The organism is Actinomyces sp. HMSC065F11 (assembly GCF_001813085.1).
GTDB lineage: Bacteria > Actinomycetota > Actinomycetes > Actinomycetales > Actinomycetaceae > Gleimia > Gleimia europaea.
Window position 1 is genome coordinate 574888 of record NZ_KV811470.1, and the last position, 26417, is coordinate 601304.

24 protein-coding genes are annotated in these 26417 nt (G+C 56.1%); 17 read left to right on the top strand and 7 right to left on the bottom strand.

The window, feature by feature from the left end; translation table 11 throughout:
- The first annotated feature begins 7 nt into the window (after positions 1-7).
- The 6 genes from HMPREF2891_RS05060 to HMPREF2891_RS05085 all read left to right on the top strand — a co-directional run bounded on the left by HMPREF2891_RS05060 (position 8) and on the right by HMPREF2891_RS05085 (position 5851).
- A complete protein-coding gene (locus tag HMPREF2891_RS05060) occupies positions 8-955 on the top strand; it encodes a PfkB family carbohydrate kinase (RefSeq protein WP_070664104.1) in 948 nt (315 codons plus the stop codon).
- Positions 956-988: 33 nt separating this feature from the next.
- Entirely contained in the window at positions 989-3415 is a 2427-nt protein-coding gene (locus tag HMPREF2891_RS05065; RefSeq protein ID WP_070664106.1) for an FtsK/SpoIIIE family DNA translocase, read from the top strand.
- An 8-nt stretch (positions 3416-3423) separates the two neighbouring features.
- Positions 3424-4041 carry a CDP-diacylglycerol--glycerol-3-phosphate 3-phosphatidyltransferase gene (gene pgsA, locus HMPREF2891_RS05070; protein ID WP_083309292.1) on the top strand — a complete coding sequence of 206 codons (618 nt, stop codon included), beginning with the start codon at positions 3424-3426 and terminating at the stop codon, positions 4039-4041.
- A 196-nt stretch (positions 4042-4237) separates the two neighbouring features.
- A complete protein-coding gene (locus HMPREF2891_RS05075) occupies positions 4238-4570 on the top strand; it encodes a helix-turn-helix domain-containing protein (RefSeq protein ID WP_034508007.1) in 333 nt (110 codons plus the stop codon).
- Positions 4571-4574: 4 nt separating this feature from the next.
- Entirely contained in the window at positions 4575-4796 is a 222-nt protein-coding gene (locus HMPREF2891_RS05080) for a DUF3046 domain-containing protein (RefSeq protein WP_034508004.1), read from the top strand.
- 32 nt (positions 4797-4828) lie between these two features.
- Positions 4829-5851 carry a diacylglycerol/lipid kinase family protein gene (locus HMPREF2891_RS05085; RefSeq protein ID WP_070664108.1) on the top strand — a complete coding sequence of 341 codons (1023 nt, stop codon included), beginning with the start codon at positions 4829-4831 and terminating at the stop codon, positions 5849-5851.
- Here the strand turns inward: HMPREF2891_RS05085 and HMPREF2891_RS09650 are convergent.
- Positions 5839-6006: a hypothetical protein gene (locus HMPREF2891_RS09650; RefSeq protein ID WP_186822293.1), complete on the bottom strand. Its 168-nt coding sequence runs from the start codon at positions 6004-6006 to the stop codon at positions 5839-5841. The genes HMPREF2891_RS05085 and HMPREF2891_RS09650 overlap by 13 nt on opposite strands.
- A 127-nt stretch (positions 6007-6133) precedes the next feature.
- Between HMPREF2891_RS09650 and recA the strand changes: the two genes are divergently transcribed.
- The 3 genes from recA to HMPREF2891_RS05100 are packed head-to-tail and all read left to right on the top strand — an operon-like array spanning position 6134 to position 8410.
- Complete coding sequence (gene recA / locus HMPREF2891_RS05090; protein WP_070617550.1) at positions 6134-7237, top strand: recombinase RecA; 1104 nt, start codon at positions 6134-6136, stop codon at positions 7235-7237.
- Complete coding sequence (locus HMPREF2891_RS05095) at positions 7237-7830, top strand: regulatory protein RecX (RefSeq protein ID WP_070664110.1); 594 nt, start codon at positions 7237-7239, stop codon at positions 7828-7830. Before recA ends, HMPREF2891_RS05095 begins: the two co-directional genes overlap by 1 nt.
- The gene (locus HMPREF2891_RS05100; protein ID WP_370870602.1) at positions 7817-8410 is read left to right on the top strand and encodes a CinA family protein; all 594 of its coding nucleotides are present in this window, start codon (positions 7817-7819) and stop codon (positions 8408-8410) included. Before HMPREF2891_RS05095 ends, HMPREF2891_RS05100 begins: the two co-directional genes overlap by 14 nt.
- Here HMPREF2891_RS05100 and HMPREF2891_RS05105 read toward each other — a convergent pair.
- A complete protein-coding gene (locus HMPREF2891_RS05105) occupies positions 8407-9813 on the bottom strand; it encodes a carboxylesterase/lipase family protein (RefSeq protein WP_070664111.1) in 1407 nt (468 codons plus the stop codon). The two genes, HMPREF2891_RS05100 and HMPREF2891_RS05105, sit on opposite strands and share 4 nt — an antisense overlap.
- A 122-nt stretch (positions 9814-9935) precedes the next feature.
- Between HMPREF2891_RS05105 and miaB the strand changes: the two genes are divergently transcribed.
- Together miaB and miaA are read left to right on the top strand one after the other, a co-directional pair.
- Entirely contained in the window at positions 9936-11438 is a 1503-nt protein-coding gene (gene miaB, locus HMPREF2891_RS05110; RefSeq protein ID WP_070664112.1) for a tRNA (N6-isopentenyl adenosine(37)-C2)-methylthiotransferase MiaB, read from the top strand.
- A 9-nt stretch (positions 11439-11447) separates the two neighbouring features.
- Positions 11448-12347 carry a tRNA (adenosine(37)-N6)-dimethylallyltransferase MiaA gene (gene miaA / locus HMPREF2891_RS05115; RefSeq protein WP_070664113.1) on the top strand — a complete coding sequence of 300 codons (900 nt, stop codon included), beginning with the start codon at positions 11448-11450 and terminating at the stop codon, positions 12345-12347.
- On the opposite strand, the gene HMPREF2891_RS05120 is transcribed toward miaA, so the two are convergent.
- Complete coding sequence (locus tag HMPREF2891_RS05120; protein ID WP_070617532.1) at positions 12344-12952, bottom strand: class I SAM-dependent methyltransferase; 609 nt, start codon at positions 12950-12952, stop codon at positions 12344-12346. The genes miaA and HMPREF2891_RS05120 overlap by 4 nt on opposite strands.
- Positions 12953-13020: 68 nt before the next feature.
- On the opposite strand from HMPREF2891_RS05120, the gene hflX reads away from it, so the two are divergent.
- The 3 genes from hflX to HMPREF2891_RS05135 all read left to right on the top strand — a co-directional run bounded on the left by hflX (position 13021) and on the right by HMPREF2891_RS05135 (position 17578).
- Complete coding sequence (hflX, locus tag HMPREF2891_RS05125) at positions 13021-14574, top strand: GTPase HflX (protein ID WP_070664115.1); 1554 nt, start codon at positions 13021-13023, stop codon at positions 14572-14574.
- Positions 14571-16439, top strand: a complete 1869-nt coding sequence (locus HMPREF2891_RS05130; RefSeq protein ID WP_070664117.1) for an ATP-dependent DNA helicase — start codon at positions 14571-14573, stop codon at positions 16437-16439. The genes hflX and HMPREF2891_RS05130 overlap by 4 nt, the downstream gene beginning before the upstream one ends.
- A gap of 149 nt (positions 16440-16588) precedes the next feature.
- Complete coding sequence (locus tag HMPREF2891_RS05135) at positions 16589-17578, top strand: L-lactate dehydrogenase (protein ID WP_070617523.1); 990 nt, start codon at positions 16589-16591, stop codon at positions 17576-17578.
- An 89-nt stretch (positions 17579-17667) separates the two neighbouring features.
- On the opposite strand, the gene lexA is transcribed toward HMPREF2891_RS05135, so the two are convergent.
- Entirely contained in the window at positions 17668-18348 is a 681-nt protein-coding gene (lexA, locus tag HMPREF2891_RS05140) for a transcriptional repressor LexA (protein ID WP_070664119.1), read from the bottom strand.
- A gap of 134 nt (positions 18349-18482) precedes the next feature.
- Here lexA and HMPREF2891_RS09760 point away from each other — a divergent pair, with 134 nt between their 5' ends.
- Positions 18483-18986, top strand: a complete 504-nt coding sequence (locus tag HMPREF2891_RS09760) for a lytic transglycosylase (protein ID WP_222566266.1) — start codon at positions 18483-18485, stop codon at positions 18984-18986.
- 110 nt (positions 18987-19096) lie between these two features.
- Positions 19097-19546: a transcriptional regulator NrdR gene (nrdR, locus tag HMPREF2891_RS05150; protein WP_070617516.1), complete on the top strand. Its 450-nt coding sequence runs from the start codon at positions 19097-19099 to the stop codon at positions 19544-19546.
- 87 nt (positions 19547-19633) lie between these two features.
- On the opposite strand, the gene HMPREF2891_RS05155 is transcribed toward nrdR, so the two are convergent.
- The 3 genes from HMPREF2891_RS05155 to HMPREF2891_RS05165 all read right to left on the bottom strand — a co-directional run bounded on the left by HMPREF2891_RS05155 (position 19634) and on the right by HMPREF2891_RS05165 (position 25136).
- A complete protein-coding gene (locus HMPREF2891_RS05155) occupies positions 19634-21523 on the bottom strand; it encodes an AMP-binding protein (RefSeq protein ID WP_070617513.1) in 1890 nt (629 codons plus the stop codon).
- A gap of 125 nt (positions 21524-21648) precedes the next feature.
- The gene (gene serA / locus HMPREF2891_RS05160) at positions 21649-22887 is read right to left on the bottom strand and encodes a phosphoglycerate dehydrogenase (protein ID WP_070617510.1); all 1239 of its coding nucleotides are present in this window, start codon (positions 22885-22887) and stop codon (positions 21649-21651) included.
- 56 nt (positions 22888-22943) lie between these two features.
- The gene (locus HMPREF2891_RS05165; protein ID WP_083309290.1) at positions 22944-25136 is read right to left on the bottom strand and encodes a HelD family protein; all 2193 of its coding nucleotides are present in this window, start codon (positions 25134-25136) and stop codon (positions 22944-22946) included.
- A 238-nt stretch (positions 25137-25374) separates the two neighbouring features.
- Between HMPREF2891_RS05165 and HMPREF2891_RS05170 the strand changes: the two genes are divergently transcribed.
- Positions 25375-26406, top strand: a complete 1032-nt coding sequence (locus HMPREF2891_RS05170) for a PAC2 family protein (protein WP_070617506.1) — start codon at positions 25375-25377, stop codon at positions 26404-26406.
- Positions 26407-26417 lie beyond the last annotated feature (11 nt).

Here is a 26417-nt window from a genome sequence, read left to right on the forward strand (position 1 = left end):
AGGGGAGTTGGCGCGCTTTTTATCAACTGAGCCGGTGGTTTTGAACCTGCCGATTGCAATTGAGAAGCTCCCTGAACGCGGCTCCATGATCCCCGCGCGTTCCGTGCTCTCCAGTCCAGGTGGAGGCTACCTGGGCATGGTTGCGGTGGCGAACATGGGAGTTGCTACAGGCATGTTGTCAATGCTTGGCACAGGCCCGAACTCCTACATGATCCGTAAAGATCTTGAAGAAAATGGGGTTCAGATTCTGACCAGCGAGGTGATGGGTGACATTGGCGTGTCAATCCAGCTGGTTGAGGATGAGGGCGACAATACCGTTATAGTCTCCGCAGGCGTTGAATCTGACTTGCTGCTGGACCAGATTGAGCAGATCGAGCTGGAGGATGGGGACGTCCTGCTCGTGCACGGATCGGTGATAAGCAGCGGCGAAGCCGGGCAGCGTTTTGCAAACTGGGTGAACAGTATTGATCCGAAGGTGAAGGTGGTGCTGGCTCCCTCGCCAATGATCGATACGATTGAGCCGCATTTGTGGCAGCCGTTGCTTCAGCGAGCTGACGTTTTAACCATGAACTTGCGCGAATCCGGCATCCTGCCGCGTATCTTGAAGCAAGTTGATGCTACGCGCATACTGGAAGACTACTTGAAGCCGGATTGTGTTCAAGTCACGCGAATGGGATCGCTCGGTTGTCAATATCGCGAGGGCGTGACTGGTGAGCTGAAACAGGTACCGGCATACGCAACGCAGGCGGTGGATACCTCCGGTGTTGGTAACGTGCACATCGCAGTGATGTGCGGCGCTTTGGTACGCGGCCAGGAAATGCACCGCGCACTATCAATGGCAAACGCCGCTGGTGCCGTGATGGTCTCGCACGCCTACGCCTTCCCCGTGCCAACAATGCGTGAGATTGCCGACGTCATGACGTTTGGTGGGCATAACGGCGGCGAGTCGTCATAGCAAAAACCGTCGTTGCGATAGCGTGGAATTACTATGCCTAAGAGTCCAGCATCAAATCGCGGGGGCAGTTCCGCTCGTAAAACAAATAAGGCTACGAAGTCAGCGGCTTCGAGCCGTTCGCCTCTGATGGAAATGTTCGTTTCTATGGGGCGAGGTGTGGCGAACGCGTGGCGCGGCTTCTTGTCGATTGATGCGCAGTTGCGCCGCGACGGTCTTGCGTTTGTGCTACTTGCTTTGGCCGCGGTTTTCGCCCTTCGCGAGTGGTTCCACATTTCCGGTAGCGCGGGTGCCTTCCTCCACCACGTTGCGGCGGGTGCCGTGGGTATTTTCTCGGTGGTAGTGCCGATTGCGCTCGTGTGGTGGGCCGTTGAGCTTTTCCGTGCCCGCACGCATAACCGCTTGCCGCACCGGTTTGCAGGAAGTTTAGGAATCTCGATTGCTCTAACCGGCCTCGTGCATGTAACTAGCGGAAATCCGCAGATACAAGATTTTAGTTTGATTGAAGAGGCCGGCGGCGTGCTCGGCTGGTTTATGGGCTATCCGCTGGCAACACTGCTGTCTGCCTGGGGCGGGGCAATCATGTTGCTGTTGCTGTTTGCCTATTCGATCTTGGTTTATACGCAAACGCCGGTGAAGGAAGTTCCACAGCGGGTCCAGGCCCTCCTCGATCGGATTTCCCGCAGGGGTGAAGGCGATAAAAAGAGCGGCCGAATCGACTCTTACGACGCGGATGAGCCGTTTGTTAGCCCCAACGTTTCTTCGCCGGACCTTGAAGCATTTGAGGAGCCGCAAGAATCTGACTTCTACGAGGAGTCCCCGTCTTACGAGACGCAGCTCATCGAACCGCAGGCCTACGAGAGCGCAGATGAAACGACCCTCATGCCAGCTGGCTCCAGTGATCTTCCCACCACAACTGCGATGGAGCTGGAAGACGGTGCGGTTTATAACCTTCCCCCTGATGATCTATTGATTAAAGGCCCACCGCACAAGAAGCGTTCAGCTGCGAACGATTGGGTTGTGGGCGCTCTGCAAAGCACGCTGGACGAGTTTGGCGTGGACGCGAAGGTCACCGGTTTTTCGCGCGGTCCAACGGTTACTAGGTATGAGGTGACACTGGGCGCGGGCGTGAAGGTGGAGCGCATCACGCAGCTGGAGAAGAACATTCGCTACGCGGTTGCTTCCTCGGAAGTACGCATTCTGTCGCCTATCCCCGGTAAGTCAGCGATTGGCGTGGAGATTCCAAACACGGATCGCGAGACCGTGGCGCTTGGTGACGTTCTCCGGTCTGGCGCGGCCCGTAGTGATGATCATCCGCTGGTTGTTGGCGTTGGTAAAGACGTCGAGGGCGGATACGTGGTCACCAACATTGCCAAGACTCCGCACCTACTGGTGGCAGGTGCTACTGGTTCGGGTAAGTCTTCGTTTGTTAACTCCATGATCACGTCGATCATGATGCGTGCAACTCCTGCGCAGGTGCGCATGATTTTGGTTGATCCTAAGCGCGTGGAGCTCACCATTTACGAGGGTATTCCGCACCTCATAACTCCCGTGATCACCAACCCGAAGAAGGCTGCCGAAGCCCTCGAATGGGTGGTGAAAGAGATGGATCACCGCTACGACGATCTGGAAAAGTTCGGATTTAAGCACGTCGATGACTTCAACAAAGCAATATTGGCCGGTCAGGTGGAGCTTCCCCCAGGTTCAGAGCGCAAACTCGCGCCCTACCCGTACCTGCTTGTTGTAGTGGATGAGCTCGCCGACCTCATGATGGTCGCCCCGCGCGACGTTGAGGCCTCCATTCAACGAATAACACAGCTGGCACGCGCCGCGGGTATCCACCTTGTTCTGGCTACGCAAAGGCCGTCCGTGGATGTCGTTACTGGCCTTATCAAGTCGAACATTCCGTCACGCCTCGCGTTCGCCACGTCCTCAATGCAGGATTCGCGCGTTATTTTAGACCAGGGTGGCGCCGAGAAACTGATCGGCAAGGGTGACGCCCTCTATCTTCCGCAAGGGGCGGGCAAGCCAAAGCGCGTGCAGGGTGCGTGGGTGACTGAATCGGAGATTCGCGACGTTGTTGAACACGTCAAGGAGCAGATGAAGCCTGTCTACCGCGAGGACGTGATTGTTCCGGCGAAGAAGCGCCAGATTGCGGACGACATTGGCGACGACCTCGAGGATTTGTTGCAGGCGGCAGAACTGGTGATCTCGACTCAGCTTGGTTCTACTTCGATGTTGCAACGCAAGTTGCGGATTGGCTTTGCACGCGCTGGCCGTCTGATGGATTTACTGGAGTCGCGCGAAATTGTGGGGCCTTCAGAGGGGTCAAAGGCGCGTGAGGTGCTGGTACCCCCAGAAGAGTTGCCTCGAGTGTTGGCCATGCTACGCGGCGAGGACGTTCCTACCGATACTATTGAAGAAGAATCAGAGGATGCCTGGGAATTGACAGGTAGAGCGTAGGAGTCACGATGGATAGGGCGCAGATGGATGACAACGTCTCGCGTGTACACGAGGGCGAGAACATTTGGAATCTGCCAAATGTTTTGACAATGGTTCGTCTCGTTTTGGTGCCGATTTTTATCATTCTGGTTCTGAACGGCTCGGTTGGCGCCATGTGGGCGGCCCTGGTGGTGTTCGTCGTTGCTGCATTTACCGACCTGTATGACGGCAAGATTGCGCGCGAGCGCGGCATCGTGACTGATTGGGGCAAGATTTGGGATCCGATTGCCGATAAAGCGCTTACACTCGGCGCTTTCGTGGTTTTGTCAATCGCTGGTCTTGTTCCTTGGTGGTTCACGGTTGTAGTGGCGGCGCGTGAGCTTGGGATTACATGGATGCGTTCCAGGTTGTTGAAGCGCGGCATAGTGGTTGCCGCGAATTCGGGCGGTAAGGCCAAGACCGTGTCGCAAATGTTCCTGATTGTGTTTCTTGTGTTCCCTTGGGATTCCGTATGGGGGGTTAGCAACGCCCTATTTGATGTGACGGGTCTTGCGGTGGTGCGCTGGGTTTTGATCGCTATTGCTCTGTTCCTAACCGTCTGGTCAGGCCTACAGTATGTGGTTGCTACGGCAAAGATGAAGAAGTAACTCGCGTTTCAAACTGCAAAGAGGTATACGCCACTTTTAGGTTCGGAATATATTTTCGCGCCATCTGGTTTACCTTGATATGACGGCAAATAGTCGCTTTTTGCATTCGATGCTTGGAGGTAGTGTGGGCAGTACCGCATCCACAATGAGGGATCCCTTACTGCGGGAGGGGGATGAAGCAAGGTACGGTACAGGTATGCAGAACAAAAGTGATACCAAGCCGCTCCTGAGGGAGCAGATTGGTGACGTTTTGCGCCAAATTCGCCGCACCCAAGGACGCACCCTTCGGGAGGTTTCCGCGGATGCGAAAGTCTCACTCGGATACCTGTCAGAGGTTGAGAGGGGCCAGAAGGAAGCCTCTTCGGAACTCCTGATTGCGATTTGCGGGGCTCTTGGCGTACCACTTGCACTGGTGTTGCGCGAGGTTGCCAGCCGTATTGCTGCCCTGGAGTTCGTAGACGTTCCAACGGCTACTCCGGCTGCGTTGGTGGATGGTAGCTTGAGTGACCGGATCACGTTGTTGAGTTGATTACATGACTGTCTCGGAGTTTTGGAAGAGCATCGAAGCCGTCTTTGGATCCTGCTACGGCAGGTCTATCGTTGGTGACCTTTTCCTGCCAAAACTGGGTGGTACTGCCGAGCAGGCGCTGATGAGCGGTTTGGATCCTGAAGTTATTTGGGATGAGTTGATCAGAGAAACTGACATGGGCGACGAAGCCCGCTGGGTACACAGGCGTGAGAAGGTCCTAAGGTAACTAGCCCGAGCTGTACTCGAAAGGGTCCATAGTTGCACGCTCCACAAAACAGGTCGTGGAACCGCATTGAGTTTATTTACAATCCGCAGGCCGGCAATCGGCTAATTCGGCGCAATGTTGGCGTTGTTGCTAGTAAGCTTGCTGAGATTTTCCCGTACTCACATGTTCGTATAAACCCAACTACTGGACCGGGAGATGCAACGGATCTTGCGCGCGCGGCAGCAAAAGAGAGCGGAAGTGACGTTCTCGTTGTGGTTGCGGGTGGCGATGGCTCCGTATCTGAGGCCGCTAATGGCCTGATCGGCTCCACGGCGTCCATGTTGGTCTTGCCTTTCGGATCCGGAAATGACCTCGCCCGCACGCTTTATGGCAGGCGGACGGTGACGCCAACTATGATCCTGGATGCGTTCAAACAAGAAGGTGCGTTTTCGGCTCCAATGGACGCCCTGCACGTTTCGGGAAGCGTGAGGGATAGCCGCGGGGCGCAGGTGCCTAAATTTTCTTACTTCAGCGTGAATGTGATTTCGATAGGGCTGGATTCTAAAGTTGCAATAACAGCGGATAAGATCCAGCGAAAGATCCCGAACACTTTGGGCATGAGTTACATGGTCGGGGTTGTGAACGCGCTTTCTTCTGACCGTTCTTGGCGCATGCGGGCCACAATGGAACGGGATGGAAAGCTAGATACGGTAGAGCGTGATTACGTTCTGTGCGCTGTCGGCAATGCGCGGTATTACGGCGGCGGGTTCTTGCCGCACCCGGGTGCAAAGATAAATGACGGCCTTGCGAATATCCTGACTGCGCGTCCATTAAAGGTTCTTGAGATCGCGAAGTTGCTGGGTAAGTTCCGGCGTGGAGAAACGATCCCCGCGGACATCGCCACGTACGAGCAGGCTTCGTCTGTTTCGATCGAGGCTGTGGATAGCGAACTGGTGCTAACGCTGGATGGGGAAGGCTACTTTGCGGACAGTGTTCGTGTAGACACTGTGCCAAATGCGCTGTCTGTCGCGCTGCCATGCAGCTGGGGACTCCCGCCGGCTTTTCAAGCAAACTGAGACAGTCCGGACAGGAGGAATCCGGCAACGCAGCGGCGCAGCAAGCGGGCAAATAGTGGGATAGATCCCAATGCCTTCTCGCGCGTCGAAGTGTCGAACACGTGTTCGGCAGTTAAGCTTGTGCACAGGTCATGCTCGCTTGGGTGGATCCACATCCAGGCGCCTTTCAAAAAGGATGTCCGTGGTCGGCCATAGCATGATTTACGTACCCGGAGAGGGAACACGTTTTTTCGACCAGCCCGGTAAAACGCGCGGAGAGCGCAGGATCTTGAAGGAGCTTAAATGGCCGTTGCGCCCGATCGAAATAAGGCATTGGAACTTGCCCTGAGCCAGATTGATAGGCAGTTTGGTAAGGGTTCAGTTATGCGACTGGGGGACGATAATCGTCCGGCAGTCAAAGTTATCCCTACGGGTTCGTTGGCGCTCGACGTGGCGCTTGGTGTTGGCGGTCTTCCGCGGGGCCGTGTAATCGAGATTTACGGTCCGGAATCGTCTGGTAAGACCACGGTGGCGCTACACGCGGTTGCTTCTGCGCAGAAGGCCGGTGGAAACGCCGCGTTTATTGACGCGGAGCATGCTCTGGATCCCGAATATGCCAAGAAGCTTGGAGTAGATACCGATGCGCTCCTAGTGTCGCAACCGGATACTGGCGAACAGGCGTTGGAAATCGCTGACATGCTGATCCGTTCGGGCGGTATTGACATCATCGTTATTGACTCTGTTGCCGCTTTGGTCCCGAAGGCAGAGATCGAGGGCGAGATGGGTGACTCGCACGTGGGCTTGCAGGCTCGCCTCATGTCGCAGGCGCTACGCAAGATTACGGGTGCGCTATCTGCCACGGGAACCACAGCTATCTTTATCAACCAGCTGCGCGAGAAGATTGGCGTATTCTTCGGGTCGCCAGAAACCACTACAGGTGGCAAGGCGCTTAAGTTCTATGCGTCGGTGCGGATCGATGTGCGTCGTATCGAGACACTCAAAGAGAAGGGCAACCCGGTTGGTAACCGTACGCGCGCAAAGATCGTGAAGAACAAGATGGCGCCGCCATTCAAGCAGGCGGAGTTCGACATCCTCTACGGCCTCGGTATTTCGCGTGAAGGTTCCATCATTGATATGGGTGTGGAGACCGGCATTGTTAAGAAGTCGGGCTCTTGGTTCACATACGGTTCGGATCAGCTTGGACAGGGTAAGGAGAACGTTCGTACGTTCTTGAAAGATAATCCGGAACTTGCTGACGAAATTGAGCATCGCATCCTTGTGGAGCTCGGTATCAGGCAAGAGGAAGTCCCCGCATCTTCAGATGCTCAGTCTGATGACGCGCAGGCTGATAAAGGTGGTAAGAAGGCCAGCGCAAAAATCGATCCAGCTGAAGACGCCGGATTCTAATGGTCTCTTTTTACGATCCGGATGAGGGTCGCAAGAAGAAGCGTGTGGACCGGGAAGCGGCCCGGAAGCGTCGCGAGAAGCGACGTGAATGGGCCGCGAACCTGGAAGGCGAGCATGCTATTTCGGCGGCAAAAGAGGCCGCGCTAAAGCAATTGGATAGGCAGGATCGCTCTCGAGGAGAACTGGTCAGCAAACTTAAAGAACGCGGTTTTCCACTTGAAGCCATAGAAGTTGCTATAGACCGGCTGGAAGAGGCCGGTTTGGTGGATGACGAACGTTACGCGAGGATGCTGGTACGCACCCGGTTCAATGAGCGTGGCCTCGTTGGCAGAGCTCTTATTGAGCAGCTACGCAAGAAACAGATCCCGCCTGCGATTATCGATGCTGCGCTGGAAGAAGTTGAGCACGTTTCACTAGAAGAATCAGCACGTGAGATAGCTGCTCGTCGCGCCCGGGCGATGTTAGGTTTAGAAAAACAAAAACAGGTGCGTCGCCTCACTTCCATGTTGGCGCGTAAAGGCTACCCATTGAATGTGTGCTACTCCGTAGTGAATCAGGTTTTGCAGGAGCTGAATGCAGATGGCGATGAATAACGCAGAACTCCACAAGGGCGACGCAAGTACCCTTGCAGAGCCAGATCTACTAGATGTAAGTGCGATTAGTGGTACGGATGGCGTTCTCGCGGACCTATCAGGTGATCACCTAGACAGTATGGCGTTTGCCTCTCAGATAGTTGAAAAGCTCACCTCGAAAGGCCATTCGGTAGCTACTGCCGAGTCACTAACAGCGGGACTGGTTAGCGCGGCGATTGCAGATATACCAGGCGCGTCCAATTGTTTGAGTGGGGGCGTAACCACCTACCAGACGCATACTAAGGCAAGCGTTCTTGGTGTTGATGAGGGCCGGTTGCAGACTAGCGGCCCGGTAGATCCGGATGTTGCACTCCAAATGGCAGCTGGAGTAGCGCGCCTCTTCGGCTCCACCTACGGCGTAGCAACAACCGGTGTTGCCGGCCCCGGGCCTGCGGAAGGGCACCCGGCCGGAACCGTGTACGTCGCGGTGTGGTCACCCGCCCGGTCTAACGCAGTCTTGTATCACTTCGAGGGAGATCGAGCGAGCGTAAGAGCCCAGGCCGCAGAGGCCGCTCTAGCAGAGCTTTTGAAGCTCCTTTAGTCTGACGTTCCGGGTACGTCCTTTCCCTTAATGAAAGCAAGCCACTGACCGTGGAAATCATCGGCCAGGTTCTGCCGGGGAGTAGTTCCTACCAGCGGCGTAGCCATCGGCTCCTCTAACAGGTCGAACGCGAAGGCCATATCAATGCAGTGCCTAGACCACTGCTGCACCTGATCCACACTTGGATCGTCTAAGGCGGGGCACCAGTCAAAAAGGTATAGGGCGGTATGGGCCGCGCCGGTCTCCTTACGGCGTTGCAAAATGCTTTGCGCTGGCCAAACAAAAATTGCGTCGCTAACCAACTGGCCCATGATGAGCGACGTGGTGTTTGCCCGTGGGTGTTCCCGTAGGTAGTTACGAGCGTCTTCCAGTCCGCCTTCGACAAGCACATCAGTTGCGTTTAGAGGGTTAAGCTCGCTGGCCATGGGGGCCAAAATGTCAGTAAATTCCTCGCTTGTCACTGTGAGAAGTAGCGGCTTGTCTGCGCCCACTCCACGATCCACACCTTCGTCGATCGTGTACGGCAGTACAGTTTCTTCTTGCCAGGGTGTAAAAGGCAGGTCCGACATAGGCTTGCCGGCCAGACGGGCGGCAACAAACTGAGCCGCCCCTGGCCACTGTTCGTAGATTCGACGCTCAGCTTCTATCTCAGCTTCAACAAGTCGGTCCTTGGCGCTTGTAATCCCTGCGATAGTTGGCTCGACGCCCAGGTAGTCGGTAACAAGCTTGGTACGATCTTGCGCCATCGCTTCGCTCATCGGGGGAAGCACACCGGACTCGCTGATTGCACGGTCGAAAAATGCCTGTGATGACGGGGCCGTCAGATGGGCAAGAACAGATCCACCGCCCGCGCTTTGTCCCGCAATGGTTACCCGGCTGGGATCTCCACCAAACGCGGATATGTTCTCGCGGACCCATTTCAATGCAGCTTGTTGATCCAAGAAACCGCGGTTAGGGACAGCGTCTTTCAGCCAACCAAATCCTTCGAATCCGAGTCGATAAGAGATCGAGACTACAACTACTCCTCGCGCAGCAAACTTTCGTCCATCCGTTATCGGCGAAGCGGCAACGCCAGATTTGAACCCGCCCCCGTGAATCCACACCAGAACCGGGAGATTGCGCGCGTTTTTAGGAGTGAAAATGTTGAGGTTCAAAATCTCGTCACCCGCGACAGATGGGTCAATCAAAATTGCGTCGGCGGAGTAGGGCCGCTTTTGCGGTGTAGGGGGAAGCGCGGTGCAGTCCCGTACGCCATCCCAGCCTGGGTGAGGCGCGGGAGCCTGAAGGTAAAGATCATCAACGGGCGCTGCCGCATATGGAATGCCTAAAAACCGGTATACATTTTCATCAAGTGGATGCGGGCTACCAGCAACCTTGCCGTATACAGTTTGAACCGAGTGCATGTCTCTCCTTTATGATTCGAACCAATCCTATCGGTATTCTCGTGTATCTCTGGGCGACTTTGAGGCCAATCACGCAGGCCTCGGTTCGTTACTTTCATGCTGATTAACTACAATCTTGAACGATGAATACTACGCCACGCACTTATTTGATTCGTACACTCGGATGCCAGATGAATGTCCATGACTCAGAGCGTATGGCCGGCCTGCTTGAAACCGAAGGGTACGTTCCAGTTGAGACCGTTCCGCAGGCGGCGGCGCGCGCCACTGAAGCGGGTGATGGGGGAGCCGATGTTGTTGTGATTAACACCTGCTCAGTTCGTGAAAATGCGTCTAACCGGCTGTTTGGTAATCTCGGTCAGCTTGCGCAGGTTAAGCGCGAGCGCCCCGACATGCAGATTGCTGTGGGTGGATGTTTGGCGCAGCAAATGCGCGAAAAGGTAGTTGAGCGCGCTCCGTGGGTGGACGTGGTGTTTGGCACGCACAATATTGACGTGCTTCCTGCGTTGCTGCGCCGCGCTGAACATAACCGCAAGGCTGCGGTGGAGATTGAAGAATCGCTCAAGGTGTTTCCATCCACACTGCCCACTAAACGCGAATCGGTTTATTCAGCATGGGTTTCGATCTCGGTGGGTTGTAACAACACCTGTACTTTCTGCATCGTGCCGCATTTGCGCGGCAAGGAGCGTGACCGCAGGCCGGGGGAGATTTTGGCGGAGGTCGAGGCGGTAGTAGCCCAGGGCGCGGTTGAGGTAACGCTTTTGGGACAGAATGTGAACTCTTACGGCGTTAGCTTTGGTGAGCGCGGTGCGTTTGCTGATCTGTTGCGTGCAGTTGGGCGCGTTGAGGGATTGGAGCGCGTGCGCTTCACAAGCCCACACCCTGCGGCATTCTCTGACGATGTGATTGCGGCTATGGCGGAAACTCCGACGGTTATGCCGAGCTTGCATATGCCGTTGCAGTCCGGATCAGACCGTGTGCTGCGAATGATGCGTCGCTCGTATCGACGCGCAAAGTTTGAGGGAATTTTGGAGCGCGTGCGTGAGGCCATTCCTGACGCGGCGATCACTACGGACATCATCGTGGGTTTCCCCGGCGAGACGGAAGATGACTTCCAGCAGACTCTAGAGGTGGTTGAAAAGGCGCGGTTCAGCTCGGCCTTCACCTTCCTTTACTCGCCGCGCCCCGGCACTCCGGCAGCCGATATGGAGGATCAGGTGCCTCACGACGTGATGCAGGACCGTTACGAGCGCCTGGTGGCGCTACAGGAGCGAATCACAACCGAGGACTCGAAGAAGTTTGAGGGCCGCGAAGTTGAGGTATTGATCGTAGAGGATGGCGGCCGTAAGGATGGGGTGCGTAATCGCGTGTCGGGTCGCGCCCGCGATAACCGTCTTGTCCACCTATCGCTTCCAGATGGCATTAAGTACGGCAGGGAGCTACGTCCGGGAGATATGGTGCGCGCAGTGGTGACGCACGCGGCTCCACACCATTTGGTTGCAGATTCGGGCGTACAAGGTGGCATGTTTGAGATCATTCCAACTCGTGCGGGTCAAGTGTGGCATGAGCGGCAAGAGAACCCTGACATGGCTAATCGGGTAAGCCTGGGCATTCCTATGTTGCGATAGGGCGAGGCTGTGCTGATAGGAATTGTGGGCGCTACGGCGTCGGGCAAATCTGGTTTGGCGCTGGACCTTGCTCGCGAGCTGGGAAGAGCGGAGATCGTGTCAATGGATGCATTTTCGCTCTACAAAGGCATGGATATTGGCACCGCGAAGCCTTCAACTGTGGAGCGGGCCGAGATCCCGCATCACCAGATCGATGTGCTAGACATTCACCAGGAAGCCTCGGTGGCGCAATATCAGGTCTGCGCGCGTGAGGACGTGCACGCGATCGAACAGCGAGGCAACCGTGCAATCGCAGTGGGCGGTTCCGCGCTCTACATCCACGCCCTTTTTGACAAGATGAAATTTCCAGGAACGGACCCGGTGGTGCGCGCGCGAGTGGAGGAGAGCCTGGAGGAGCATGGGCAGGCGGCGCTATACCGCAAGTTGCGCGAACTTGACCCGAAGGCAACAGAATCTATTCATCCGAACGATCAGCGGCGGACAGTGCGTGCGTTAGAGGTAATTGAGTTGACCGGCCGGCCGTTCTCCGCAACCATGCCCAAGCGTGAGTTCTTGCGGCCCTCGATCTTGTTGGGAGTTCGCAGAAGTCTGGAGGAACTCGACGCGCGTATCGCCACAAGAACAGAAGAGATGCTCGAGGCTGGTTTCGTGAGCGAGGTCGAAGAACTAATGCGTCAAGGCCTTGCGAATACGCCAACCGCGGTGAAGGCAACCGGGTACCAGCCGATTATGCGCCACCTGGCCGGCGAGATAACGCTGGATGAGGCGCGCGAGGCAATTGAGCTCTCAACCCGCCAGTTGGTGCGAAAACAAATGAAATGGTTCCGCAGGGATGAGCGGATTCAATGGATCGAGGGTAGTTCTGGTGAGCTCCTTGAGCAGGTGCTGGATGTAGCGCAGGAGGGTTAGCGGCATACGCGAATGATGCGGTAGCCCTTTTTCGAGTGAGCCTTCTCGGCTTGCCAACCCTGCTCGCTAAGCCACTTGATAAGTGAGTCGGCGCCCAAGTTGCGTGCCACTACCAGCCAGGCCTCGCCCTCATCGGACAGCAGGCCAAGCCATTTGGTGAGCATTTCTTGAAGCGCGGGCTTGCCAATCCTGATGGGCGGGTTTGACCAGATGAGGTCAAACTTAATGCCGTCACTGGTTGCTTTCTCAAACGCTTTATCAGCGAGCTCGGTATGTATCTTGACGTGGTTGCGCCCCGCGTTCTTACGGGTGAGGTCAAGGGCCCGTTGGTTAATGTCTACGGCCCAGATGGTGGCCTTTGGACTAAGCTTTCCAAGCGTTACGCCAATGGGTCCCCACCCGCATCCAAGGTCAAGGAAAGTGCCGGTTTCGGGCGGCTCTGGAGCTTCGAGCAGTAGCGCTTTGGTGCCCAGGTCCAGCTTGTGTGAAGAGAACACCGCATCTGAGAGGACCATGTCAAGGTGTATGCCGCGCACGTCCAGGGTCAAGGGGCGCAACTCATCGACGGTTGCTTCGGGGCTGTTCGAAAAATAATGCTTAGTCACGCTTATAGCGTAAGGGACGGGGGTGCCTTGTGGAAACTGCGTAGCATATTGGCGAGCGTAATGGGAAAATGGCGGTGAGGCTAACGGGAGAACATGTGAAAGAACGCGATCAAGATCTGGATGTGCAGCGCGCCGAAGACGTTGTGGCGAGGGTGCTGGCGCGCAGTAAGCGGCGTCCGGAGATACAACGGGTTGAGGGCACGAGTCTCGCGGAGCGGGCAACATCGCTGCAATCCACGCGGGGCCAGGCAGAAAGCAGTGCTGGCTCCTTAGAGCGTGAGGCGAGGGCAGGCACGCGTAGGGTGGCGTCTTTGTCCACGGAACTTGAGGACGTTTCTGAGGTTGAGTACCGCCAGTTGCGTCTGGAGCGTGTGGTACTAATAGGTATTTTTGATTTTGATGCGGGTGAGGCGGAAAACTCTTTGCATGAGCTTGCTGCACTTGCGCAAACAGCGGGATCGACGGTGCTTGATGGCGTGCTTCAGCGCAGGGCAACTCCGGATCCGGCAACCTATTTGGGCTCTGGTAAGGCTAAAGAGTTGGCTCGGATAGTGGAGTCGGTGGGTGCAGATACGGTGATTGTTGACGGCGAACTTGCCCCGTCTCAACGCCGCGCTCTGGAAGATGTGGTGAAGGTCAAGGTGGTTGACCGCACGGCGTTGATTCTCGATATCTTTGCCCAGCACGCCAAGTCCCGGGAGGGTAAGGCCCAGGTTGAGCTCGCTCAGCTGGAGTATTTGCTTCCGCGTTTGCGCGGTTGGGGCGAGTCGATGTCTCGCCAGGCTGGTGGACGCGTTGCCGGCGGTGAGGGAATTGGCTCGCGCGGTCCGGGTGAGACCAAGATAGAGCTCGATAGGCGTCGTATTCGCACGCGCATGGCAAAGCTGCGTCGCGAGATCAAAGAGATGAAGCCATCTCGTGAGACTCAGCGCCATTCGCGCCGCGCAGGCGGGGTTCCTTCGGTTGCGATCGTGGGCTACACGAATGCCGGCAAGTCGACGCTGCTAAATCGCATTACGGGCGCTGACGTGATGGTCCAAGATGCCCTGTTTGCCACTTTGGATCCAACCGTGCGGCAAGCGATCACCCCGGATAATCGCGTTTATACGCTAGTGGACACGGTTGGTTTTGTGCGTAATCTTCCCACCCAGTTGGTTGAGGCGTTTCGGTCAACGCTTGAGGAGGTCGCTGAGGCGGACGTGATATTGCACGTGGTGGATGCGGCGCACCCCGATCCGATTGGTCAGGTTCATACCGTTATGGAAGTCCTTAGCCAGATCGAGGGAGCTAGTGACATCCCGCAGGTTTTAGCCTTGAATAAGGCGGATCTTGCAAGCCCGGAACAGGTTGCAGTTTTGCGTTCAAAGTTTGCAAACTCCGTTGCAGTCTCCGCCAAAACTGGCGCTGGCATTACGGAGCTTGAACAACTCATTTCTGCCACCTTGCCGCGCCCAAGCAAATACGTGGACGTGGTTGTGCCATATGCCGATGGTGACCTCGTGAATCGTTTCCATGAGATGGGCGAGATCGAAAAAGAGGAGTATCTACCTGGCGGCACTCATCTGGTTGGACGCGTAGATGCGGATCTTGCGTATGAGCTTTCTCTTGTTGATGTGTCGTGAAACAAGATATTGAGCTCCTGTCTCGCGTCATCGAATCGTTTGGCGGCGACGTTCGCGAGGGGCAAAGAACCATGGTCGAAGCCGTCGCAGATGCCCTGCAAGATGATGCAACTTTGCTAATCCAGGCGGGCACGGGAACGGGTAAATCGTTGGGCTACCTGGTTCCCGCAATGCGGCGTGGGCGGGAGAATGATGAGCACATCCTGGTATCCACGGCAACTCTTGCGCTTCAACGCCAGATTCTTACAAAAGATGCTCCGCAGGTAAATGGTCAGTTGGACGGTGAGGTTCGCGTTGCGGTGCTGAAGGGGTGGCGCAACTACCTGTGCTTACAAAAGGCGCAGGGCGGTTACCCCGATGAAGGGTTGTTTGACGAGGCTGACGTGGCTTCTGATACCGGGGCCGAGGTGGTGCGGTTGCGCGCGTGGGCGGAAGAGACCGAAACGGGTGACCGTGACGACCTTGTTCCGGGCGTGTCTGATAGGGCGTGGCAGCAGGTTTCTGTGGATACCCTCGAATGCTTGGGACAAACCTGTCCGATGCGCGAGGAGTGCTTCGCGGCGCGTGCTCGCGCGCAGGCTGAAGAAGCGCACGTCGTGGTAACAAACCACTCGATGCTGGGCATTCACGCGGCCACGGAGAACCTGGTGTGCGGCGAGTTTGATGCGCTAATCATTGATGAGGCCCACGACCTCGCGCGCATTATTAGGGGGCAGGCAACTCTTTCATTGTCGGGCGCTATGGTGAATTATCGAGCTCGTAGAGCAGCGCGGTACGCCCAGATTGATACGGGACGGTTGGAAGAGGCCGCGCACAGTCTCGAGGCAGTACTGGATGGCCTTGACGAGGGGCTGATTCGTGCTCGTCCAGAGCAGTTGCTTGAGACTATGCGGGTGTTGGACTCGGGGATTCGCGGCGCACTGTCGGATTTAGAACAGTCAACGGTTACGGGAGCTGAACGCAAGCTGGCGCTGGCCGCACTGAATGACTTGTCGCAGTTTATGGACCGTTGGGACATGGATCCGCAGGCGGTTATTACATGGATTTCGAGAAATGATGACGCGCGCACGTTCTTGAACTGTGCGCCCTTGGACGTAGCCGGTCCAATCGCAAGTCGGTTGCTTAGTGAGAAACCCGCGATTCTCACTTCGGCTACGTTGGAGCTGGGAGGATCTTTCGACGGCATTGCGTATGAGACGGGCGCGGCATTTGCGGGCGGGGATCTGCGTAGCGAAAACGTTGGAAGTCCTTTCGATCCAGCGAACCAGGGAATCTTGTATGTTGCCGCGCACTTGCCACCGCCTTCGCGAGGTGGAGTGAATAGTGAGGTTTTGGACGAGCTGGTGGATCTGGTAAAGGCGTCCGGGGGAGGGGCGCTCGCCCTGTTCTCGTCGCGCGGGGCCGCGATTGAGGGTGCGCGCGTGCTACGCGAACAAATCGACCAGGAGGTGTTTTTGCAGGGTGAGGACCAGCTGGGCACTCTCTTGCAGAAGTTCTCGCACGATGTTGATTCTTGTTTGGTAGGCACGCTATCGCTGTGGCAGGGCATTGATGTTCGGGGACGTGCTTGCAGGCTCGTCACGATTGATCGGATTCCCTTCCCGGTTCCTTCAGATCCGGTTGTTCAGGCAAGAACTGCACATGTGGCGAAGGCGGGTCGAAATGCGTTTCGCGAGGTTTCGTTGAACCATGCGGCACTGTTGCTTAGCCAGGGCGCCGGCCGGCTGTTGCGTTCTGCTGATGATAGGGGAATGGTGGCAATCCTCGATTCGCGTATTGCAACGCGCTCGTATGGCAGCTATCTGATGCGATCCTTGCCGCAGATGTGGCCTACCCGCGATGGGGAGATGCGCGAAAGAGTTTAGAGAATCTTCGAACATGCCAATAGGTTTTACGCCCAATAAAGGGTGAGAACTTGTGTGCCGTTAGGCTCACTCTTATTGGTTCTTCTATCAGGTTTGAATTAACTGTGTTTGAATATTGGCTAAGAAGAGCTTTAAAGGAAGGTACTACCTTGAACGCAGCGGTTGAATCCCTTTACCCCACTTCAGGTGGCGGGCGTCCTTCGAAGATCGCGATTATTGGTGCCGGCGCGGTGGGCACCGCGGTTGCGTACGCTTGTGCGATGCGTGGCGATGCGCGCGATATCGTCCTGTATGACATTGATAAGGCGAGGGCGGAAGCCGAGGCGCTGGACATTGCGCATGGTATTCAGTTCACGCCTGCCGGATCGGTTGAGGGCTCGAATGATATTGAGATCATTCACGGCTCTGACCTCGTCATCGTAACTGCCGGGGCAAAACAGAAGCCGGGCCAGACCAGGATTGATTTGGCTGAGTCCACGGTTAACCTCATGCACACAATCGTTCCGCAAATCCTTGAGGCCGCCCCGGATGCGTACCACATGTACATCACCAACCCGGTGGATATCGTGACTTACGCGGCTTTGAAGATTTCTGGTCTGCCGCGCAATCGTGTGTTCGGCTCGGGTACAGTGCTTGATACTTCCAGGCTTCGCTACTTGGTGTCTAGGCGCACGGGCGTGGCCATTAAGAATATCCACGCTTATGTTGCTGGTGAGCATGGCGATTCTGAGGTCGCTCTGTGGTCCTCTGCAGAGATCGGCAACGTACCTCTTCGTCATTGGGGGCCAACCGTGGACGGTAGCCTGTTTGATGCTGATCTGCGCGACGAGATTGCACATGAGGTCGTTAACTCCGCGTACCGCATTATCGAGGGTAAGGGCGCAACGAACTACGCGATTGGTCTTGCTGCTTCGAATATTGCTACTGCGTTCTTGCGTGATGAGAATCGGGTTTTGACGATCTGTTCACTACTTGAGGATTGGCACGGTATCTCTGATGTTGTGATGGCCGCCCCAACGCTGGTTGATCGCAATGGTGCTGGTCGTGTCCTCGAGCCGCCGCTAACACTTCGGGAGCGTGACGGGCTGACGGCGTCTGCAGAGCAGCTTCGTTCGGTAGCAAAGAGCTTGGGACTCTAGCTTGATGTTGCGTTGCATGTGCGGCGATAACGAATGAAAGTGGGCGGATCTAAATGATCCGCCCACTTTTCGTAGTCCGTACTTGTTCGCTAGATGGCGCGAATGACTGTTACTACCTTGCCCAGGATTGTGGCACTGTTGCCCGGGATCGGATCAAAGTCTTTATTTCGAGGTAGCAGCCAAACATTAGATTTGTCGTGAGACAGCACTTTAACGGTGGCCTCACCGTCGATCATCGCCGCAACGATTTCGCCATCTTCCGCCGAAGGCTGCCTGCGCACCACCACGAAGTCGCCGTCACAAATAGCGGCCTCTACCATCGAGTCGCCGGATACCTCAAGGGCAAAAAGTTCACCGCGTCCGGTTAGTCGTTCCGGCAGAGTGAAGATGTCGTCCACGCTCTGTTCGGCGGTGATTGGGGCGCCAGCTGCGATGCGTCCAACCAGGGGAGCGGTTGTAGTGTCGCCATCGGTTGATTCGGAAATCGGGATGAACAAGGTGTCCGCCTTCGTTGGCGTAGCATCGTCGTCTTCGTCGGTGATGATTTCGATCGCACGAGGCAGTCCGGGGGTGCGGCGAATGAATCCGAGCTTTTCAAGTGCGTCTAGCTGGTGCTTTGCAGATGAGGGGGCCGATAGGCCAACCAGTTCAGCAATTTCGCGTACCGAAGGCGGGTAGCCTTGCGTAGCTATGGACTCTTTTAGCACCTCAAGAACCTGACGCTGACGATCCGTAATAGCCCTTGATTTGCGGGTGTTCTCGCTAGTCATGGTTCTCCTGTTCAAAATAAATGTCCGTGCCGCCTGTTCGAATACTTGTAGACAGTTTAAACAAAAAATAACGATGTTTGAAACATATGTTCGAGCGCGTCTCGACATCGCTCTTGCTTTGCGGTATCGTACAAGTGTTCGACGAACAGATGTTCGAATGGGAGGTTAGTGACATGAGCGCATTGCAGATCCAGCCCGAGCCGATTCTCGGTACTGAGGCCCCAAAGCGGCCTCGCTTATACGTTGTGCCAGATCTTCCTCAAGAATCTGTCCAGTCTTTTGATAGTGGTGTTGAATCTTCCGCTAGGCCCGGGGCAATGCGATCCCCCAAGGCAAGCGCCACGGGTCTAGCGGATACTCGTTCGGTGGGGGTCATTAAGGCAGCAGCGTATTTTGCTGTAGCTACGTTGCTCGCAGGAATAGGTGCGGGTGTTGGCGTCCTGTTTCAACCGTCGGTTGATCCTGCAGACACTCGGGTCGCTGCGGTTCAGCAGGGTGATTCGCTTTGGTCTATTGCGGGCGGGCTGGGCATTTCCGATCGCTCAGTTGAAGATGTGGTCACCGACATTCGCATGTTGAACGGTCTTGAGACAAACGCGGTAGTTCCAGGGCAGATGCTTACGGTACCAACCAAGTGATGGCGCGCGGGGTGGTGCGTCTCCAAAGATGAGCGGCTGAGCGTTTACACTTGCGTGTTATATGATCAGGGGCAAGTAGTTCTACTGGTCTAGCTGATAGGAACACGCCTATGCACTGCCCGCTGTGTCACCATGACGACACTCGAGTGGTTGATACTCGCGTCTCAGAGGACGGTGCTTCGATCCGTAGGCGCCGGGAATGCCAGCAGTGTAAACACAGATTCTCAACTCTTGAAACATCCAGCTTTCTGGTGGAAAAGCGGTCTGGCGTAGTTGAGCCTTTTTCTAGAGAGAAGGTTATCGTTGGGGTTCGTAAGGCTTGCCAGGGGCGCCCGGTAGATAGTGACGCACTTGCTCTTCTTGCGCAAAGGGTTGAGGAGCAGCTTCGCGAATCGGGTCGAGCCACGGTTAAAGCATCGGAGGTTGGCAAAGCAATCCTGCCGTTCTTACGGGAGCTCGATGTTGTTGCCTACCTGCGTTTCGCGTCGGTTTACTCGGGGTATCAGTCCCTAGATGACTTCCAGGAAGCTATTGATTCTCTTCGCGCTGAGGGTAAGTAGGGATTACGCCGTCATCTTAGGTAAACGGATCTGATACTTGCTGCTTCTTCATGTTGCTGGAGTCCTAGGCCGCCAGCAACAACTGTATTAGTCTCGCTTAGTTTCCTTGGTTTCGCCCTCTGTTTTTGCTTTAGGCTCATCGGTGGATGGAGAAGTCAGGTTCTCAACGCGTTCACGCAGGCGATCCGCGGCTTCTTTAGTTTGGGACTCCAAACGTTCTGAGAGGGCCTTCAGCTCCGTTGAGGCAACGGCGGCGCCCTCCCGTAGTTGTCCAACTAGATCCTGGCTGGGAAAGTCGAGTTTTTCGCCTGCTTCTTCAAGGTATTCGCGAACTTTGCGACGCATGACCTTGCCGATTTGCGAGCGGGGTAGCTCGCTCATTACTACGATGCGACGGGGGAGCGCGTAGTGCGCTAGTGATTTTTCTGCCCATTTGCGCACGTCGTCGAGCGTGACGGTGGCGCCGGCTTCAAGAATGAGCGCGGCAACTACTTCCTCGCCGCGTTGAGCTTCTGGCAATCCCACAACGGCAACGTCATCAACGCCTGGCATTCCCCGCACCGCATCTTCTACTTGGGATGGGAATACGTTGAAGCCGCCGGAAATAATGAGTTCTTTTTTGCGATCGGACATGACAATGAAGCCGTCTTCAACGCGGACCAGGTCCCCGGTGCGTAGCCAACCGTTATGGAAAGCAGTTTCGGTTTCTTCTGGGTTGTTCCAATAGCCTTTGAACACTTGCGGTCCGCGGATGAGGAGCTCGCCAATTTCGCCTTCAGCAACGTCGACGTCGAGATTGTCTTGGTCCGCGATTCGCACCTGCGTCGAGGGGAAAGGCAGGCCGAGCGTGCCGGGACGGCGCGCTGAAGAGAGTGGGGAGCCTACGGCTACGGGTGATGATTCGGTCATACCGTAGCCTTCAATCATGTAGCCACCGGTGGCCTGCTCCCACTGCGCTGCAAGTTCCTTCGATAAGGGCATGGCTCCAGAGAGCGTGAATTGGATGGAAGTTAGGTCAGCATTAGTTTGTTCTGCTTTGGCAAGAAGCCTTGAAAACATGGGTGCAACGCCAACGAAGAACGTACAAGGAAGGCGCTTTTGGGCGTCTAAAACCATGTCCACGTCAAATTTGGGAAAGAGTGCAAGGGTCGCGCCGAGTAGTATTCCCGAGCACATCGCAATGGTGAATCCGTAGGCGTGGAATAGGGGGAGAATAACGTAGAAAACTTCGGAGCCGTCGTGTAGAGGGGTGACCCATGCTCGTGATTGCATCATGTTGGAAACGATCGAGCGCTCCGTGAGCATTGAGGCTTTCGGTACGCCCGTTGTGCCTCCGGTGTGCATGAGGACAGCGACGTCGTCGATCTGAGCTGCAGGAGCTGAACGGAGCGGAACGACATTGTTAACAGTAGCGTCGAAATCTTTGGTCCAGCTTGGGGTCTTAGCGCTCATTTGCGCTCTCTTACGCTTGGCGGCGGCGATCGGCATGTTGATTAGCATGCGCGGCCCAAAAGGTAGTGCTTTGGTTAGGTTGACGGTGAATACGTGGTGGGGAGCAACACTTTCTATGTCGATGGACTTGAGAGAGTTCTCCCAAATCACCAACACGTCGCATCCGGCGTCGCGAAGTTGGCGAGATAGCTCCGCTTTGGGGGCAAGTGGGTTGGTCTCCACAACGATCGCGCCAATGGTGAGGGCGCCAAATACTGCTATGACATGCTGCGGGCAGTTTGGAAGGGTGATGCCTACACGGTCGTTGCGCCTCACGCCGCTACGGGTGAATACCCGTGCGGCCTGGCGCACTTTACGAGCCAATTGAGCATAGGTCATTGTGGCACCGAGGAAGTCGAGGGCAATCCGGTTCGGGTATCGCTCGGCCGTGGCAAACAATACCTCGGGCAAAGTTTGGGTCGCTTCGGGTACGGTGTAGGCGACGCCTGCCGGGTACCGTTTACGTAGCTGTTCAGTCAGATTCATTATTGCTCAACTTCCTTGCCAGCACTGTCTCTACTTACGTTACCGTAACTTTGGGTTGAGCTTGAGATGAAACGAGCAAAAGAACAGCGGGGCGGGAGAATAATCCCGCCCCGCTGGTTTGTCTTCTATGCGTTTGCCGCAGGTGCTACATCTTGCGTTGGCCTCCGCAACACCCGCATGCGGATTGTGTCGTCCATTTCGTCGATAGATCGAACAGCTTCGATTGGAAGTTCGGAGGAAATGTCGGTAATCGCGTAGCCGATGCCAGCGTTGGTGCCGAGAATCTGACCGTTGATGTTCGCTCCGTGCTCGGCAAATGTTTGGTTCACCAGGGCAAGCACGCCCGGCGTGTTTCGGTGAATGAGTGCAACACGGTAGCGGGAGGACTGCGATGGAGACAGGACGAGGTTCGGCATGTTTACCGACATGTCGGTGGATGCAGACCTCACGTAGTCCACGATCTTGTTGGCAACAAAGCGGCCAATGTCTAGCTGTGCCTCTTCTGTAGATCCGCCCACGTGCGGCGTGAGGATAACGTTATCCATGCCTACAAGCGGGCTTGAGAACGGGTCACCGTTCTTTTTGGGCTCAGCCGGGAATACGTCCACTGCGGCTCCGGCAAGATGGCCGCTTTCCAGGGCCTCTACAAGGTCGTCAATATCGGATACGAAACCGCGCGACAGGTTGATGAACAGGGATCCTGGCTTCATCATGTCGAATTCGCGTTTGCCAAACATAGCGGTGTTTTGCGGCGAACCATCCACGTGCAGCGAGACGATATCGGCTTCGCGAAGCACCGCTTCCATAGTGGCCATAGGTTGGGCGTTGCCAAGGGCAAGCCTTTCTGCGATGTCGTAGAAAATGACTTTCATGCCCAGAGCCTCAGCAAGTACCGAAAGCTGCGTGCCGATGTTTCCGTAGCCAATAATGCCGAGCGTGCGGCCGCGAATCTCGTGGGATCCCGTGGCTGACTTATCCCAAACTCCCTTGTGAAGCAGAGAGTTGCGAACGGTTAGTCGGCGCGTGAGGGCAATGATTTCCGCGATGGCTAGTTCAACTACCGACCGCGTGTTTGAATAGGGCGCGTTGAAAATGGTGACGCCCTGTGCAGACGCTTGCTTGACATCTATTTGGTTAGTGCCGATGCAAAATGCGCCGATTGTGCACAGCTGCGGGTTTGCTTTCAGCACCTTTTCAGTGACGTTGGTTTTGGAACGGATGCCCAGGATTTCGAAGTCTTTGAGTGCGGATGCGAGTTCGTCCTCATCCATGGCTCCGGTGTGGAAAACAGCTTCAATGTCGTGGGCCGCAAGAATTTCTTTGGCCACCGCATGGGGGTTTTCAAGTAGAAGTGCGCGTCTCATGTTCCTATCTTGACACTTTAAGAAACCGGTTGACAGAAAGTGCCGAAAGATGGACGTTATACAAGTGCATTTGGAAGTGGCGAGGATGAGACTGCGTGCAACCGGTAGGTTGGGCGCGTGAGGGCCACATAGATGTCTCCGGGGGAATCAGCGATGATCTCGTTTGGTTCCCACAGGATCACGGTGTCGAACTCCAGGCCTTTGGACTCAACCGGGGTGATTAGGCAGATGCGCTCATCCAGGCTCGAGCCCCATCCACAGGCTTCGCGCAGATGGCGAATACTGGTAGGGGAGGCAATGACTGCAATCCGACCGTTTCCTGCGCCTACCCGTTTGCTAAGCATCGCGTCCTCGGCCTTGACAACGGCTTGGAGTTCTTGGACGCTACCTCCGGTCGTTGTTTTCGCGTACGCGTCAACCACGTCTCTTGCAGCCACGAGGGGATAGTGCGCAGGCGTGCCAAGCTCATCCATTAACGCATTGGCGCGGTCGAGGATTGCGGCCGGAGTGCGGTAAGACACCGTGAGGATCTCTTCGCCCTGGTATGCACGCATGGCGGGGCCAAGGACGTCGCTCCAAGACTTTGCGCGGCCTGCGGAGGATCGCTGGTCGAGGTCTCCGGTCACGGTAAAAGAACGTGAAGGACAGCGACGCAGGAGTGAGTTCCACGCTAGCGGGCTTAACTCTTGGGCTTCGTCTACGATCACGTGGCCATAGGCCCACGTGCGGTCACGTAGGGCGCGTTGGCTGAGCGTAAGGTCGGAGCCTTCGCCGGCTGCACGTTCGGCAAGCATGGAGGCAGACACCATCCCGTGGCCAAGTCCCATGGCGGCGATGGCTTCACCGGCCGCATCGATTTCTCGCTTGCGTGCCTGTTCGCGGGCGTTCGCACTCGCGGAGGCTGACGGCAGTGCTCCAAGCAATTCTTCTAGCTCGTCGAGGATGGGAATGTCGCTTTCGGTTAGCGCTGATCCTCGAAGGCGACGAATCGTGGCTCGCTCACTTTCGGTCAGCTCCGGTGCCATTTGTTCAAGGAATGTTTCGTTCGCGTACAGCTTTTCTAACACTTGAAGGGCGGAGACGGGGAGCCAGGCAAGGTTGATTGCGCGGCGCGCTTCCTTGGATCCGCGAATGTAGTCGTGATACCACGAGAGGTGCTCGCTCGCACCCACCTGCTCGTTCATCTGGCGGGCAAGATCATCCATCAGTTCGAGTGCAAAGCCCTCCCACGCCTCGTTGTGGGGTTTACCTGATCGGCGGGCAGATGCGCGGGCGGCTTTAACAGTTTCGGATCGCAGGGTCACGCGGTAGGAAGCAATGCTAAGCGGAGTGTCGTTAGGGACGCGCTCAAAGCTACGCACCGCGCGTTTTGCGATGTCCACCCACGCCATGCGTCCCTTGATCTCGCGCGCTTGAGCGGATTCGTGAGCTCGCGGGGAATAACCGGGCAGGAGACGTCCGATAGTGGTGGACACAACGCCATTTTCGCCAAGAGAGGGCAGTACCTGGTCTATGTAGCGCAAGAAAATGTTGGAGGGGCCTACGATGAGCACGCCGGAGCTTTCTAGACGGGCGCGCTCAGCGTAGAGCAGGTACGCTGCGCGGTGTAGCGCGACGGCGGTTTTGCCCGTGCCCGGGCCGCCTTGGATCACGAGCAGGCCGTCTGATCCTCGCCTAATGATGGCGTCTTGCTCGGCCTGAATGGTGGATACAATGTCGGACATTTGTCCATCTCGCGCTTCAGATAGCGCTTGCATGAGGGCGCCTTCGCCTTGAAAAACTAGCTTGCCATCGGGTTTGGAATCTGTGTTTAACAGTTCATCTTCAACGCCTATCACGGCGCGGCCACGGGTGCGGATGTGACGGCGCCGTACCACGTCCTGCGGGTTAGCGCCGGTGGCTTGATAGAAGGGACGCGAGGCTGGGGCACGCCAGTCGATAAGAATTTGGTCCCCGCCCTGGTCACGTAGCCCGATGCGTCCAATGTAGTGAGTGGAATCATCGGTGTTGTCGATGCGTCCAAAAACGAGTCCGTCTACGATGGATTCGAGGCGGCTGGCTTCGTCTCCCCAGTGCGCGGCAAATGCGTCGCGTTCGGTAAGGGCTTGTGGCGTGTTACGCCATTTTGAGGCTTCTGCAGTGCGCTGGTGTTCGCGGTAGCGTTTGCGCAGTTCGTCGAGAACTTCGTAGGCGGTGTCTACGAAGTCTTGTTCTTTGCGAAGTTCCTCGTTCAAGGCATCAGATTGCAACGCGATGTCCTTACCTGGTGCTGATTTGGGCGTTAGATAATTATCACTCAATTTGGAGCTATTTTCGACTTAATTCCCTCTGTTGAGGCGTGGGCTTCGTCATTTACGCGTTTAGCTAAACTTGTGTGTCAGTTATCGGGGAATATTCGCGGGCGAAACGCGTTAGTAGTTTGTGGAAACGATTTTTGGTGGCAGTTGCTAGGCTTAGGTCTAGGGTCGTCAAGAAGGAAGGAGGGCAATGTTGGGTAATAGGGATTTTGAGTTGCTGAATTTTGAGCCGGATGTGAATTTCCATGCTCCGATTTTGCTCAGCCACCTTGTTGGCTCAACGGATGCTGGGGATGCCGGCGGTCTGGTGGTTTCTCAGATGCTTGCGTCTTTGCCGGTTACGCGCGTTGCTACGTTTGATGCGGACAGCTTGCTGGATTACCGCTCTACCCGTCCGACGGTGACTATAGACAATTGGCATGTTAGCGCTGTCGACGTGCCCCAGATCGCCATTGACCTTGTGCAAGATGACAAGGGAACGCCCATTTTGCTGCTGCACGGGCCGGAGCCTGACACGAAGTGGCAGGCGTTTGCGGGTGAGGTCGCAGAGTTTGCGCGCGAGGCCGGGGTGGAGATTTTGGTTTCGCTAACGGGCATGCCGGCGGCGGTGCCACACACCCGCCCAACTATGGTGCACCTGCAGTCTACGGATGCTGATTTGGTTGGAGGGCAGCCAAAGCTTGCGGGCGGACCGATGCAGTTCCGGTCGTCGATAAACACGTTCTTGCAGCATTCTTTGTCTCAAGAGGGGATCGAGGGCGTGTCGTTCCTCGCAGCTGTGCCTTACTACATGGCGAACATGGAGTACCCGCAGGCTTCCCTGGCTTTGCTTGAACGCATGTCGTCAGTGTTTGGTCTCACGCTGCCTACCGGCAATATTGAAGCTAGTACCCAGGTCGTGAATGACCAGCTCGCTAATCTCGTAGTAGAAAGCGAGGAAGTAGTTGGCTTGGTAGGTCAGTTAGAGCAGCAATATGACGAGGAGATTGACGACTCGGTGAAGAAGATCGGCAGTCTCCCTACGCCGTCTGACTTTGTGTTTGGCTCTGGCGAGTCGGTCACGGATTCTGACCAGGTTGTAGATGCAGACGCATTAGCGGCCACTATCGAACAGTTTTTGGCGCGCACCGAGAACATTGATGCGCCCGTGCAGGTAGAGGAAGATACGTCGGCTCCAAAGCCGCGGCATCGCGCCCCGAAACCGTGGGAGAAAGAAGCGTAGTTTTCGCGGCC